This is a genomic window from Streptomyces sp. NPDC051907 (assembly GCF_040681075.1).
Lineage (GTDB): Bacteria > Actinomycetota > Actinomycetes > Streptomycetales > Streptomycetaceae > Streptomyces.
In genome coordinates, this window is the sequence record NZ_JBFAYB010000019.1 from 42,052 (window position 1) to 54,651 (window position 12,600).

Sequence of the window (12,600 nt, forward strand, 5' to 3'; positions counted from 1 at the left end):
TCGGCCGACAGAGCGGCGACAAGACCTGTCGCGGGCGCTGCGCGGCGCGCACGACATCAGACACAGAACTGTGCCTCGGGAAGATCTGAGCACTTCAGGGCGTTTTTGCCCATGTATGGGAGGCGGCATGACCGAGACGACGAGCGGCCCGGCACGAGGTTCCCGAGCCAAGGGATCGAAGGCGAGCAAGGGCATGCGTATCGAGCGAATCCACACGACCCCCGGCGTGCATCCGTACGACGAGGTGGTCTGGGAGCGCCGTGACGTCGTCATGACCAACTGGCGCGACGGCTCGGTCAACTTCGAGCAGCGTGGCGTCGAGTTCCCCGACTTCTGGTCGGTTAACGCGGTCAACATCGTCACCAGCAAGTACTTCCGCGGGGCCGTCGGCACCCCGCAGCGCGAGACCGGTCTCAAGCAGCTGATCGACCGGATCGTGAAGACGTACCGGAAGGCCGGCGAGGAGCACGGCTACTTCGCCTCGCCCGCCGACGCCGAGATCTTCGAGCACGAGCTGGCGTACGCCCTCCTGCACCAGGTCTTCAGCTTCAACTCGCCGGTGTGGTTCAACGTCGGCACGCCCCAGCCGCAGCAGGTCTCGGCCTGCTTCATCCTGGCCGTCGACGACTCCATGGAGTCGATCCTCGACTGGTACAAGGAAGAGGGCATGATCTTCAAGGGCGGCTCCGGCGCCGGCCTGAACCTCTCCCGCATCCGCTCCTCCAAGGAGCTGCTCTCCTCCGGCGGCAACGCCTCCGGCCCGGTCTCCTTCATGCGGGGCGCCGACGCCTCCGCAGGAACGATCAAGTCGGGCGGCGCGACGCGCCGCGCGGCCAAGATGGTCATCCTCGACGTCGACCACCCCGACATCGAGGGCTTCATCGAGACCAAGGTGAAGGAAGAGGAGAAGATCCGCGCGCTGCGCGACGCGGGCTTCGACATGGACCTGGGCGGCGACGACATCACGTCCGTCCAGTACCAGAACGCCAACAACTCCGTCCGCGTGAACGACGAGTTCATGAAGGCCGTCGAGTCCGGCGGGAAGTTCGGCCTGCGCGCCCGGATGACCGGAGAGGTCATCGAGGAGGTCGACGCCAAGTCGCTCTTCCGCAAGATGGCCGAGGCCGCCTGGGCCTGTGCCGACCCCGGCATCCAGTACGACGACACGATCAACCACTGGCACACCTGCCCGGAGTCCGGTCGTATCAACGGCTCGAACCCCTGCAGCGAGTACATGCACCTGGACAACACCTCGTGCAACCTGGCCTCGCTGAACCTGATGAAGTTCCTCAAGGACGACGGTCTGGGCAATCAGTCCTTCGAGGTCGAGCGCTTCGCCAAGGTCGTCGAGCTGGTCATCACGGCGATGGACATCTCGATCTGCTTCGCCGACTTCCCGACGAAGAAGATCGGCGAGAACACCCGCGCCTTCCGCCAGCTGGGCATCGGCTACGCCAACCTGGGCGCCCTGCTCATGGCGACCGGCCACGCGTACGACTCCGACGGCGGCCGCGCGCTCGCCGGCGCGATCACCTCGCTGATGACCGGCACCTCGTACAAGCGCTCCGCCGAGCTGGCCGCGGTCGTCGGCGCCTATGACGGCTACGCCCGCAACGCCGAGCCGCACCAGCGCGTCATGAAGCAGCACTCCGACGCCAACGCCGTGGCCGTCCACGTGGACGACCTGGACAGCCCGATCTGGGCCGCCGCCACGGAGGCCTGGCAGGACGTGCTCCGTCTCGGCGCGAAGAACGGTTTCCGCAACGCCCAGGCGTCGGTCATCGCGCCCACCGGAACCATCGGTCTCGCGATGTCCTGCGACACCACCGGCCTCGAGCCCGACCTCGCCCTGGTCAAGTTCAAGAAGCTGGTCGGCGGCGGCTCGATGCAGATCGTCAACGGCACCGTCCCGCAGGCCCTGCGCCGCCTGGGCTACCTGGAGGAGCAGATCGAGGCGATCGTCGCCCACATCGCCGACCACGGCAATGTGATCGACGCGCCCGGTCTGAAGACCGAGCACTACGGGGTCTTCGACTGCGCTATGGGCGAGCGCTCCATCTCGGCCATGGGCCACGTCCGGATGATGGCGGCCATCCAGCCGTGGATCTCCGGCGCGCTCTCCAAGACCGTGAACCTCCCCGAGACGGCCACCGTCGAGGACGTCGAAGAGGTCTACTTCGAGGCGTGGAAGATGGGCGTCAAGGCGCTCGCGATCTACCGCGACAACTGCAAGGTCGGCCAGCCCCTCTCCGCCAAGAAGAAGGAGCAGGAGAAGGCTGAGGTCACCGAGAAGGCCGAGGAGACGATCCGGGCCGCGGTCGAGAAGGTCGTCGAGTACCGCCCGGTCCGCAAGCGTCTCCCCAAGGGCCGTCCCGGCATCACCACCTCCTTCACGGTGGGCGGCGCCGAGGGCTACATGACCGCCAACTCCTACCCGGACGACGGTCTCGGCGAGGTCTTCCTGAAGATGTCGAAGCAGGGCTCCACGCTCGCGGGCATGATGGACGCCTTCTCCATCGCCGTGTCGGTGGGTCTGCAGTACGGCGTGCCGCTGGAGACGTACGTCTCGAAGTTCACGAACATGCGCTTCGAGCCGGCCGGCATGACGGACGACCCGGACGTGCGGATGGCGCAGTCGATCGTCGACTACATCTTCCGCCGCCTGGCGCTGGACTTCCTGCCCTTCGAGACGCGCTCGGCGCTCGGCATCCACTCGGCCGAGGAGCGTCAGCGTCACCTGGAGACCGGTTCGTACGAGCCGACGGACGAGGAGATGGACGTCGAGGGCCTGGCCCAGTCCGCCCCGCGTCACCAGGAGACGCTGAAGGCCGTCGCCGCCCCGAAGGCCGAGGTCCCGGCCCCGAAGCAGGCGCACACCTCCGCGGAGCTCGTCGAGATGCAGCTGGGCATCAGCGCGGACGCCCCGCTGTGCTTCTCCTGCGGTACGAAGATGCAGCGGGCAGGCTCCTGCTACATCTGCGAGGGCTGCGGCTCGACCAGCGGCTGCAGCTGAATCTAGGCGCCCACCAGGCGTGAATCGCCTGGTCAGAGCGGGGAGTCTCCGACTCCCCGCTCCCGCTATGTCGGTTGCATTCGAGGCAACTGCTCAGGGGGCTTTCCCAGCCTCCGACGCGACCCGGGCCCGGGCCCGCTCGATGTCGTTGATATGGGTCTCCGTCCACTGGCGGAGCGCGCTGATCGGCCCAGCGAGGCTGCGGCCCAGCTCCGTCAGGTCGTACTCGACCCGGGGCGGAATGGTGGGATACACGGTGCGGGCGACGAACCCGTCGGCTTCGAGGCCGCGCAGCGTCTGAGTGAGCATCTTCTGCGACACGCCCTCGATGCGCCGACTCAAGTCGGTGTACCGCAGGGTGCCTTCCAGGAGGGCGTCCACGACCAGAATGGTCCACTTGCCCGAGATGTGGTCGAGGACCTGGCGTGTCGGGCACTTCGCGGAGTAGACATCGGCCGGCAGCCCGGACGATTCCACAGTGGTCTTCATGCGGGGAGAGTAACGCACTAAATAGTGCCCTCTTCCCGATGGAGAGCGACTCTCCAATAGTGAGTGACATGACGAGTCCCACGATGTCTGTCGCAGAAGCGATCCGCACCCGCCGCACCGTCCGCCACTATCTGCCCGACCCGATCCCGAAGACCACGCTCGACGCGCTTCTCGGTCTCGCCGTTGAGGCCCCCACCAGCTGGAACCTGCAGGACCGGTCGATCGTCGCGGTGTCCGCAGACGAGGGCCGTGCGGGACTGGCATGGGCCACGGGAGGCCAGCCCCAGCCGCAAGAGGCTCCGGTCGTACTGGTCTTCGTCGCCGAGCCTCAGTCCTGGCGTGATGACCACAGCGACGTCTACGAGCAGGCGCTGCGCAGCGGAGCGTGGAACGACGAGTTCGTCGCGATGTTCTCCGCCGCGGCACGGGCGTTCCAGGAGGATCTCGACCAGCGGGGTCTGCTCCGGGAGTACGCGGTCAAGGACGCCATGATCGCGGCCTCCTTCGTGATGCTCGCCGCTACGGAGATGGGCCTGGCGACCTCGCCCATGAACGGCTGGGACGAGGCGAAGGTGAAGAAGGTGATCGGGATCGGCGACCGTGACGACCTGGCCATCGCCCTGTTGGTGTCGGTCGGCTACCCGGCGCAGGACCAGCGCCACCCAGGTCGGCGTGCCCGGGAGCGCAATGTCTTCCACGAATCGTACGGGGCCGACGGGGCGGGCGATACTGCGCGCCAGGGATAGGCGACCTGCACCAGTATCGGAGAGCGGACACAGGGGCGTCGGCAGCGTGCCGACGCCCCTGTGGCGTGCCCGGGCGCGCGCCGCGGCCTCCAAGGCTCAAGCGCTGGTGACCGGGCTGAGGGGTTCGAGCGATCAGTGAGTACTGTCGCCCGTCAGCTGCTGCCCATCACCGCGATGAACGCCTGAGGGTCGGCGTCGAATCCGCGGACGGACGCGCGGAACTCCCACTCGCCCGACGCGCTGCGCGTGAACGCGCCGACGACCGCGGCGGTCGCCTCCCCGAGGCCGGCGAAGTCCTCCTGTCCCAGCTCGTCGTGGCCCTCCAGAACCCGCACCAGCGGATTGGCTATGTCGCCGAACTGCTTGCGGCCGTCGCGCTGCTGAATGACCACGCCCACGACGACGCGTCCATAGACGCCCGCCAGTCGGTCGAACTCCAGGGTCATGACCTCGTCGGAGCCGAAGCCCTGGCCGGTGCGGCTCTCCCGGGTCAGGGTGATCGTGCCGTCGGGCGACCGGCTGTCGTAGTGCACGACGTACGACGGCGGTCCATAGAGGGCGTCCGCGGTGTACGTCGCCGCGACGATGTCGAGATCGTGGGCCGCTTCGCCGATGGGACTGGGATCCCACCTGAGCGTCACCTCGGCCCTGCGGACCCCCTTGTTGAGACTGCTCACCTGATTCCCCTTCCCCGTAGCGGCACAACCGGCAGGTGCTTCACGCCGGTTGACCATGCTGTCACGACCAGGCTCCCGCATAGGAGGGCCCGGCGTCCGCTCAGTGCGGAATGCGGCGCGGTGGCCGCTGTCGTACGACGTCGTCGCGGAAGGCGGCTATAGCGCTGCTGACCTGGCGTATCAGATGCGTGTCCTCGATCTGGTCCAGGTACAGACAGCGGCGAGCCAGGCCCTCCAGTTCGAAGGCGAAGTAGATCGACATCAGAGGATTGATGAAGAGCTCGCTGCCGCGGGTGCGCGAGGTGAACTGCACGTCTCCGAAGGCGCCCTGGACCGCGGCGGCTATAGAGCCGTTCACGATGCTCGGATGGTCGGGCGTGTGGTCCTGCGCGTGCGCCACCGCGTCGACGAAGAGCGCGCCCTCCCGTGTCGCGCGTGGCACCGAGAAGGCGCCGAGATACGCGCCGTCGGCCTCGAGCGCGGCGATGTTCTCCAGGACCAGGCCGTGGCTGACTCCGTGGTATGCGTCGACCCCGAAGCCCAGGGAGAGGACGAGGCGCTGCGGCCCGTCGATGCCATGGAGGGCGGCGACGCTGGTCAGGTCCTCCTCGGGGGTGCCGAGTCCGGACTCGTCACCGCGCATGAGGATGTCCGTGCCGCCGTCCACGAGGACGACGGCGTCGATCTCGTACCGCTCGATCAGAGCGCGGTAGGCCGCCCGCAGGGGCTGTACGCCGACCCGTGCGAATGCGTGGACCGTGCTGCGATAGCCATGGAGCTCCAGCCACTGGGCGAGGGTGCGCTCCGGGAAGTACGGCTGGTGGAGCGCTGTCTGGGGCGTGACGACGGCCACGTCGGGCGCCAGCCAGTCGTCTATGGGCAGCCCCTCGATCGCGCTGAACGTGAGGTTGGCCAGATGGACCTCTTTGCCCTGGTGAAGGAGGGAGAGAGCGGCGGGCAGGCCCGCGTACACGTCGAATCCGCCGCCCGCGCCCGCGATGAGGATGCGCTCGGCGGATTCGAGCCGGGAGAAGAAAGGGTTTGTGTGCAGCGCCGTCATGGTGATCATTGTGCTAGGCCGGGGCGACGAGAGCGCCGGCGAATTTCACGGGGGCGGACAGCATGACGTGGAACAGCGAAGACCTGGACCTGGACGCCTACTTGGCGCGGATCGGGTACGAGGGGGAGCCGGCGCCGGACCTGGAGACGCTGCGAGCGCTGCAACGGGCGCATGTGGCCGCGATCCCGTTCGAGAACCTCGAGGTGGCGCTCGGCCATCAGGTGCCCCTCGATCTGAAGAGCCTCCAGGCCAAGCTCGTCGGAAGGCGGCGCGGCGGCTACTGCTACGAGCAGAACTCCCTCTTCGCCGCCGTCCTGGAACGGATCGGATTCACCGTGGCCGGGCGTGGTGCCCGCGTCCGCGCGAACGGCGCCGCGCTGCGCCCGGTGACCCACGCGGTCCTCGCGGTCACGGTGGAGGACCGACTCTGGCTCGCGGACACGGGATTCGGCGCGCAGGGCATCACGGAGCCGATGCCGTTGCAGGACGGCGCGCAGGTCGAGCAGGGCGGATGGAGCTATGGGATACGCGTCGAGAGCGAGGGGATCCACGTACTGACCACACTCGGCGCCGAGGGGTGGTCCGACCTGTACGCCTTCTCTCCGCAGACGCTCTACCCCGCTGACTTCATGGTGATGAACCACTACAGCTCCAGCCACCCGCAGTCCCGGTTCGTCGGCCAGGTCGTCGCGCAGCGCCCCGGGCGCGAGGTGCGCACTGCGCTCGTACGGGACGGGCTGACCCTCTCCCGTCCGGACGGAACGGTCGAGCGGCGCAGCGTGCCGGTGGACGAGCTGATCGCCGTGCTCGCGGGGACGTTCGACATCGAACTGGATGCCGCCGAGGCGGCCGCGCTGGTACGAGTGCACTCCGCCGGAGAGTGACCCGGGCCACTCTCCTGGCCGTACGATGGCGCGGTGCTGGTCAAGTGGATTCGCTGCACCGTGGTGGACCGTCGAGGGTTCGAGCGGGGACAGCGGAAGTGGGCGGGGCTGCTGGGTGAGCCGGGATTCCGGGGACAGGGCGGAGGATGGAGCAGGGAGCGGCCGCACGTCGCTCATATCTTCGCGTTCTGGGAGAGCCGGGCGTTCTACGACTCGTTCATGGCGCGCTCCCACGACCGGCTGGCGGCCGGACAGTCGGGGACGTTCAAGGACATGCAGGTGAAGCTGTTCGAGTACCGCTTCGATGTGAAGACCGGGTTCGAGCCGCGGTTCGGCGACGTGGACGTGGTCCGCGTCGCCCACTGCCAGGTCCGCCAGGACCGGGTCGAGCACTTCGCGCTGATGCAGGAGAAGGTGTGGAACCCGGCGATGGCGGGTTCGCCGGGGATGGTGCGCGGGCTGTTCGGCGAGGCGCCGGGGAACGAGTTCCTGGTGATGTCGATGTGGCAGTCGGTCGCCGAGCACGGGAAGTACCGCAGGGAGCGCGTGGAACGGCTGCTGCTGCGTGCGCAGACAGAGGCGGACGTGGCAGCGCTGGCCGGCGACGTCGTGGAGCTGGAAGCGTCCTGGACGGTGTGACGAGGGCCATGGGCGGCGCCACGGGACTCCGCTGACCGGCGGAGTCCTCGGCCGGCACGGCGATACGTCGGCCGGCCCGGCCGCCTGACCGAGGGCGCGTACCCCGGATGCGCTCGGGTCGACTGCTCGGCCGCCGCCGGACCGATCTATGGTCGGGACATGGCAAGACCGCGACGCATCGTCCTCGTCCGGCACGGCGAGTCGGAGGGGAACGCCGATGACACGGTGTACGAGCGCGAGCCCGACCACGCGCTGCAGCTGACCGCGACCGGCTGGCAGCAGGCCGAGGAGACCGGGGCGCAGCTCCGCGAGCTCTTCGGGCGCGAGCGCGTCAGCGTCTATGTGTCGCCTTATCGACGCACGCATCAGACCTTCCAGGCGTTCGCCTTCGACCCGGAGCTGGTGCGCGTCCGCGAGGAGCCGCGCCTGCGCGAGCAGGACTGGGGGAACTGGCAGGACCGGGACGACGTACGGCTGCAGAAGGTGTACCGGGACGCCTATGGGCACTTCTTCTACCGCTTCGCCCAGGGAGAGTCGGGCGCGGACGTGTACGACCGGGTGGGGGCGTTCCTGGAGAGCCTGTACCGCAGCTTCGAGTCCCCGGATCACCCGCCGAACGTTCTGATCGTCACCCATGGACTGACGATGCGGCTGTTCTGCATGCGCTGGTTCCACTGGTCGGTGGCGCAATTCGAGTCGCTGTCCAATCCGGGGAACGCCGAGACCCGGATGCTGGAGCTCGGCGAGGACGGGCGCTACGCGCTTGACCGGCCGTTCGAGCAGTGGCGTACCCCTGAGCCGTACGGCGTCACCGGATAGAGTGGCAGGGAGATGACCGCTGACTCCTCACGCGACCGGCGTTTCGAACGCGCCCTGGACAGCCTGCGCGGACTGTCCGTGGGAGACGCCTTGGGCTCCCAGTTCTTCGTTCCCTCGAACTATCCACTGCTGAAGCGGCGCGAGCTGCCGAGCGGCCCCTGGCAGTGGACCGACGACACCGAGATGGCCTGCTCGGTACTCGCCGTGCTCGCCGGCCACGGGCGGGTGGAGCAGGACGCTCTCGCCCGCTCCTTCGCCGAGCACCACGACTTCGACCGCGGCTACGGCCCCGCGGTCAACCGGATGCTCCGGCTGATCCGGGAGGGCGGCGACTGGCGAGAGCTGGCCGCCGCGCTCTTCAAGGGGCAGGGGTCGTGGGGCAACGGCTCCGCGATGCGGATCGCGCCGCTGGGCGCCTGGTACGCCGACGACCCCGAGCAGGCCACGCACCAGGCCGAGATCTCCTCCTACACCACCCACCAGCACCGTGAGGCCGTCGTGGGCGCTATGGCGGTCGCCGCGGCCGCGGCGCTGGTCGCCGCCCCGGAAGGGCCGCCGGAGCCCGGTGCGCTGCTCGACCAAGTGATCGCGCTCGTGCCGCGCAGCGCGGTCGGGGCGGGTCTGCGGCGGGCGCGGGACATGCTCGACTACAACGACGCCGGGACGGTCGCCGCCGTGCTCGGCAGCGGCCGGCGCACCAGCGCGCATGACACGGTGCCGTTCGCCCTGTGGTCCGCGGCTCGGGCGCTGGGGGACTTCGAACGGGTCTTCTGGACGACGGCCCAGGTGGGCGGCGACGTCGACACGACCTGCGCCATCGCGTGCGGAGTGGTGTCGGCGGGCAAGGGCGGGCAGCCGCCCGCGCAGTGGCTGGAGCAGACCGAGTCGCTCCCGGGGTGGCTGCCGGACCGAGCAGCCTGAGGCTCGTCTATGGAGGGGCCGTCCGTCGGCGCCGGTGGCTGTGCGCGGAGCCAGTCGTCGAGGGCGGCCGTAGGGAAGCCGCCCTCTGCGGGACGTCATGGATGCCGGGTACGGGCCGTGTCCCCGGCACACGGCCCGTACCCGGCATCCGGACGGAGCGGACCAACGCTCAGGCCGCGTGGCCGCCGGCGCCCGCCGCCCCGCTGAGCGCCTCCAGGTCGCTCTTGCGCACCCGTACGACGAACACCGCGGTCAGCACCGCGAGGCCGACCAGGCCGACCCCGGCCCAGAACGCCGTGGCGATGCCCTCCGCGAGGACCTGGTGCCCCCAGGGCGCCGGCATCTCGTGGGTCTTGGCGAAAGCTTCCTTCTGCGCCGGCGTCGATTCGGCGAGGAACGACGGCATCTGCCGTTCCGCTTCCTCGCGGCTGGCCGTGCTGAAGACGGTCATCAGAATCGACAGACCAAGGGAACCTCCCACCATCTGTGTTGCGTTGAGCAGACTGGAGGCCGCGCCCGACTCGTGCTGTGCGACGCCGGAGACCGCCGTGAGCGTCGCCGTCACGAACACCAGTCCCATGCCGAATCCGAAGAGCAGCATCGGCCCGAGCACTCCGCCCAGGTACGAGCTGCCCGGGTCGAGCGCGGTCAGCCACGCTATGCCGCCCCCGGTGAGCGTCGCGCCTGCGGCGAGGAACGGCTTGGGGCCGAGCACGGGCAGCAGCTTCGAGGAGATTCCGGCGGCGGTCACGATCATCACCGTGACGGGAAGGAAGGCGAGGCCGGCGGAGATGGGGCTGTAGTCCAGCACGTTCTGCACGAAGAGAACGATGAAGAAGAACATGCCGAACATCGCCGCGGCCAGGCTCATCATGATCACGTACGTGCCGGAGCGGTTGCGGTCGGCGAACATCCGCAGCGGAGTGATCGGCTCCCGGGCCCGCTGCTCGATCACCACGAAGGCGGTCAGCAGCACGATCGCCGCGGCGAAGGCGCCCAGGGTCAGTCCGTCGCTCCAGCCGTCCTCGGAAGCCCGGATGAAGCCGTAGACGAGGGACGCCATGCCGACGGTCGAGGTGAGTGCGCCCAGGACGTCGAACCGGCCCGAGTTGCGTTCGGACTCGTCGATGAACACCGGAGCCAGGACCGCGATCAGGACGCCGATCGGCAGGTTCACATAGAAGACCCAGCGCCAGTCCAGCCACTCGGTGAGCATGCCGCCGGCGAGCAGACCGATCGCCGCGCCGCTGGCCGAGACCGCCGCGAAGATGCCGAAGGCCCGGTTGCGCTCGGGGCCCTCGCGGAACGTCGTGGTGATGAGCGCCAGCGCCGTCGGCGAGGCGATCGCGCCGCCGACGCCCTGGAGCGCGCGGGCCGCGAGCATCTGCCAGGGCTCCTGCGCGACCCCGCACAGCAGCGAGGCGAAGGTGAAGAGCAGCACGCCGAAGACGAACACCCTCCGGCGGCCGAGTATGTCGCCGGCCCGGCCCCCGAGCAGCAGCAGGCCGCCGAAGGTGAGGGTGTAGGCGTTGACCACCCAGGAGAGCTGGGTCGTGGTGAACTCGAGCGCTCCTTGGATGTGCGGTAGAGCGATGTTCACAATCGTCGTGTCGAGGACCACCATGAGCTGCAGGGCGGCGATGACGGTCAGTGCGATACCCGGGCGGCCCTGCTTGCGGGCCGCTCCGGGTGTGGCTGGAGCTTCTAGCTGAGAGGTTGTCACTATGGGTCCCCCACAAGTGCGTTAGTGAACGCAACCGTTCACTGTGCCGTCAACCGTAGAGAATCCCCGTCAGTGAACGCAAGCGTTCACTAGACCTCCAGTCCCCAACGGAGAGAAGAACATGGCCACTTCGCGCTGGACCGGCACGGCAGAGACGTCCTCGGTCTCGCTGCGCCGGCGAGGACCAGTGCTGGAGCGCGCGATCCTCGATGCCGCTCTGGAGCAGCTGAGCACGGTCGGCTGGAGCGGGCTCACCATGGAGGGCGTCGCAGCCGGAGCGCAGACCGGGAAGGCCGCCGTCTACCGGCGCTGGCCGTCGAAGGAGGACCTCGTCGCGGACGCGCTGCAGGCCGGACTGCCCGCGCTCGACGAGGCCCCCGATCACGGCAGCATCCGCGAGGACCTCTTTCAGCTCTGTCGGCGGCTCCGGGACGCCCTGTACTCCAGGTCCGGCTTTGCACTGCGCTCAGTGATTCACGAGTGCGACTCCATCACCGCCGAACGGTTCCACGGCGTGATCGTGCGACGGCTGATCGAGCCGTCGAATCAGCTCTTCCGCGAGGTGGTGAGCCGTGGTGTCGAACGTGGCGACGTACGCCCCGGGGTTGCGGGCGACCTTGTCTTCGATGTGATTCCAGGGCTGATGATGTACCGATCGAAGGTGTGCGGCAGCGAATGGCCGGACCGCGACATCGCGGAGATGATCGACCAGGTCATGGTCCCGCTCCTCTCGTCACGAGCCGGCTGACGCCGGCTCGACGGAGCGCCTCGACGGACTGCCTCGACGGTCATCGGGAACCGGTACGGCAGCTTCCGAGGACCCGCGGGCCGGCCAGCGGAAACTCGTGACCCGAATCCGGTTGTCGTGGGTGGGGTGAGGCGGCGTAACCTTGCTGGCGCCATGCCGTACGAACCACCCACCCACACAGTCGAGCGCTCGATCCGAGCCACCACCGGCGCCAAGATCGTCGCTGGTGTCGACGAAGTCGGACGCGGGGCGTGGGCCGGTCCCGTCACGGTGTGCGCCGCGATCACGGGGCTGCGCCGACCGCCCGCCGGACTCACCGACTCCAAGCTGATCACCCCGAAGCGCCGCGAGGAGCTGGCTGGGCTGCTGGAGGGGTGGGTCACGTCGTACGCGCTGGGGGACGCGTCGCCCGAGGAGATCGACGAACTCGGGATGACCGCGGCGCTGCGACTGGCCGCCGTCCGCGCGCTGGAGGCGCTGCCCGTGCGTCCGGACGCCGTCATCCTCGACGGCAAGCACGACTACCTGGGCCTGCCCTGGCAGGTCCGTACGGTGATCAAGGGGGATCAGTCCTGCGTCGCGGTCGCGGCCGCCTCGGTGATCGCCAAGGTGCGCAGGGACGCGATGATGGCCGAACTCCACGGGGACTTCGCCGACTTCGGCTTCGCGGCCAACGCCGGCTACCCGTCGCCTGTGCACAAGGCGGCGCTGGCGGAATGGGGGCCCACGCCGCACCACCGGCTCTCCTGGGCCTATCTCGACGCGCTGCCCCGGTGGCGGCATCTCAAGAAGGTCCGCATCTCCGCCGAGGCGGCCGCACTGGAAAGCGGGGGCCAGCTCGGCTTCGAATTCTGAACCGCCAGATCAACGGCGTCATCGCA

The 12,600-nt window shown here is 68.8% G+C and carries 12 protein-coding genes; 8 read left to right on the forward strand and 4 right to left on the reverse strand.

Annotated elements, in window-relative coordinates; translation table 11 throughout:
• The first annotated feature begins 127 nt into the window (after window positions 1–127).
• Entirely contained in the window at window positions 128–3,013 is a 2,886-nt protein-coding gene (locus AB0M39_RS13760) for a vitamin B12-dependent ribonucleotide reductase (RefSeq protein ID WP_365363627.1), read from the forward strand.
• A 93-nt stretch (window positions 3,014–3,106) separates the two neighbouring features.
• Here AB0M39_RS13760 and AB0M39_RS13765 read toward each other — a convergent pair whose 3' ends face one another.
• Window positions 3,107–3,502 carry a helix-turn-helix domain-containing protein gene (locus tag AB0M39_RS13765; protein ID WP_365363629.1) on the reverse strand — a complete coding sequence of 132 codons (396 nt, stop codon included), beginning with the start codon at window positions 3,500–3,502 and terminating at the stop codon, window positions 3,107–3,109.
• 83 nt (window positions 3,503–3,585) lie between these two features.
• On the opposite strand from AB0M39_RS13765, the gene AB0M39_RS13770 reads away from it, so the two are divergent.
• Entirely contained in the window at window positions 3,586–4,248 is a 663-nt protein-coding gene (locus AB0M39_RS13770) for a nitroreductase family protein (protein ID WP_365363631.1), read from the forward strand.
• Window positions 4,249–4,400: 152 nt separating this feature from the next.
• Here the strand turns inward: AB0M39_RS13770 and AB0M39_RS13775 are convergent, their stop codons facing one another.
• Window positions 4,401–4,925 carry a TerD family protein gene (locus AB0M39_RS13775; RefSeq protein WP_365363633.1) on the reverse strand — a complete coding sequence of 175 codons (525 nt, stop codon included), beginning with the start codon at window positions 4,923–4,925 and terminating at the stop codon, window positions 4,401–4,403.
• Window positions 4,926–5,025: 100 nt separating this feature from the next.
• Window positions 5,026–5,985 (reverse strand): DUF1152 domain-containing protein, encoded by a 960-nt coding sequence (locus AB0M39_RS13780; protein WP_365363635.1) that lies wholly within the window; start codon window positions 5,983–5,985, stop codon window positions 5,026–5,028.
• Window positions 5,986–6,047: 62 nt separating this feature from the next.
• On the opposite strand from AB0M39_RS13780, the gene AB0M39_RS13785 reads away from it, so the two are divergent.
• The 4 genes from AB0M39_RS13785 (at window position 6,048) to AB0M39_RS13800 (ending at window position 9,248) form a co-directional block, all read left to right on the forward strand.
• Complete coding sequence (locus AB0M39_RS13785) at window positions 6,048–6,869, forward strand: arylamine N-acetyltransferase (RefSeq protein ID WP_365363637.1); 822 nt, start codon at window positions 6,048–6,050, stop codon at window positions 6,867–6,869.
• A gap of 33 nt (window positions 6,870–6,902) precedes the next feature.
• Window positions 6,903–7,508, forward strand: coding sequence for a YdbC family protein (locus tag AB0M39_RS13790; RefSeq protein ID WP_365363639.1), 606 nt, complete (start codon window positions 6,903–6,905; stop codon window positions 7,506–7,508).
• 159 nt (window positions 7,509–7,667) lie between these two features.
• Entirely contained in the window at window positions 7,668–8,327 is a 660-nt protein-coding gene (locus AB0M39_RS13795) for a histidine phosphatase family protein (protein WP_365363641.1), read from the forward strand.
• 12 nt (window positions 8,328–8,339) lie between these two features.
• Window positions 8,340–9,248, forward strand: a complete 909-nt coding sequence (locus AB0M39_RS13800; RefSeq protein ID WP_365363643.1) for an ADP-ribosylglycohydrolase family protein — start codon at window positions 8,340–8,342, stop codon at window positions 9,246–9,248.
• A 169-nt stretch (window positions 9,249–9,417) separates the two neighbouring features.
• On the opposite strand, the gene AB0M39_RS13805 is transcribed toward AB0M39_RS13800, so the two are convergent.
• Window positions 9,418–10,971 (reverse strand): MFS transporter, encoded by a 1,554-nt coding sequence (locus tag AB0M39_RS13805; RefSeq protein ID WP_365363645.1) that lies wholly within the window; start codon window positions 10,969–10,971, stop codon window positions 9,418–9,420.
• A 121-nt stretch (window positions 10,972–11,092) separates the two neighbouring features.
• On the opposite strand from AB0M39_RS13805, the gene AB0M39_RS13810 reads away from it, so the two are divergent.
• Entirely contained in the window at window positions 11,093–11,719 is a 627-nt protein-coding gene (locus AB0M39_RS13810; RefSeq protein ID WP_365363647.1) for a TetR/AcrR family transcriptional regulator, read from the forward strand.
• Window positions 11,720–11,872: 153 nt separating this feature from the next.
• Window positions 11,873–12,574, forward strand: coding sequence for a ribonuclease HII (locus tag AB0M39_RS13815; protein ID WP_365363649.1), 702 nt, complete (start codon window positions 11,873–11,875; stop codon window positions 12,572–12,574).
• Window positions 12,575–12,600 lie beyond the last annotated feature (26 nt).

Excerpts from the sequence above, each read along its gene's own strand:
- AB0M39_RS13760 (WP_365363627.1), top strand. The coding sequence starts at position 128 with ATGACCGAGACGACGAGCGGCCCGGCACGAGGTTCCCGAGCCAAGGGA.
- AB0M39_RS13765 (WP_365363629.1), bottom strand. The coding sequence starts at position 3,502 with ATGAAGACCACTGTGGAATCGTCCGGGCTGCCGGCCGATGTCTACTCC.
- AB0M39_RS13770 (WP_365363631.1), top strand. The coding sequence starts at position 3,586 with ATGTCTGTCGCAGAAGCGATCCGCACCCGCCGCACCGTCCGCCACTAT.
- AB0M39_RS13780 (WP_365363635.1), bottom strand. The coding sequence starts at position 5,985 with ATGACGGCGCTGCACACAAACCCTTTCTTCTCCCGGCTCGAATCCGCC.
- AB0M39_RS13785 (WP_365363637.1), top strand. The coding sequence starts at position 6,048 with ATGACGTGGAACAGCGAAGACCTGGACCTGGACGCCTACTTGGCGCGG.
- AB0M39_RS13795 (WP_365363641.1), top strand. The coding sequence starts at position 7,668 with ATGGCAAGACCGCGACGCATCGTCCTCGTCCGGCACGGCGAGTCGGAG.
- AB0M39_RS13800 (WP_365363643.1), top strand. The coding sequence starts at position 8,340 with ATGACCGCTGACTCCTCACGCGACCGGCGTTTCGAACGCGCCCTGGAC.
- AB0M39_RS13810 (WP_365363647.1), top strand. The coding sequence starts at position 11,093 with ATGGCCACTTCGCGCTGGACCGGCACGGCAGAGACGTCCTCGGTCTCG.
- AB0M39_RS13815 (WP_365363649.1), top strand. The coding sequence starts at position 11,873 with ATGCCGTACGAACCACCCACCCACACAGTCGAGCGCTCGATCCGAGCC.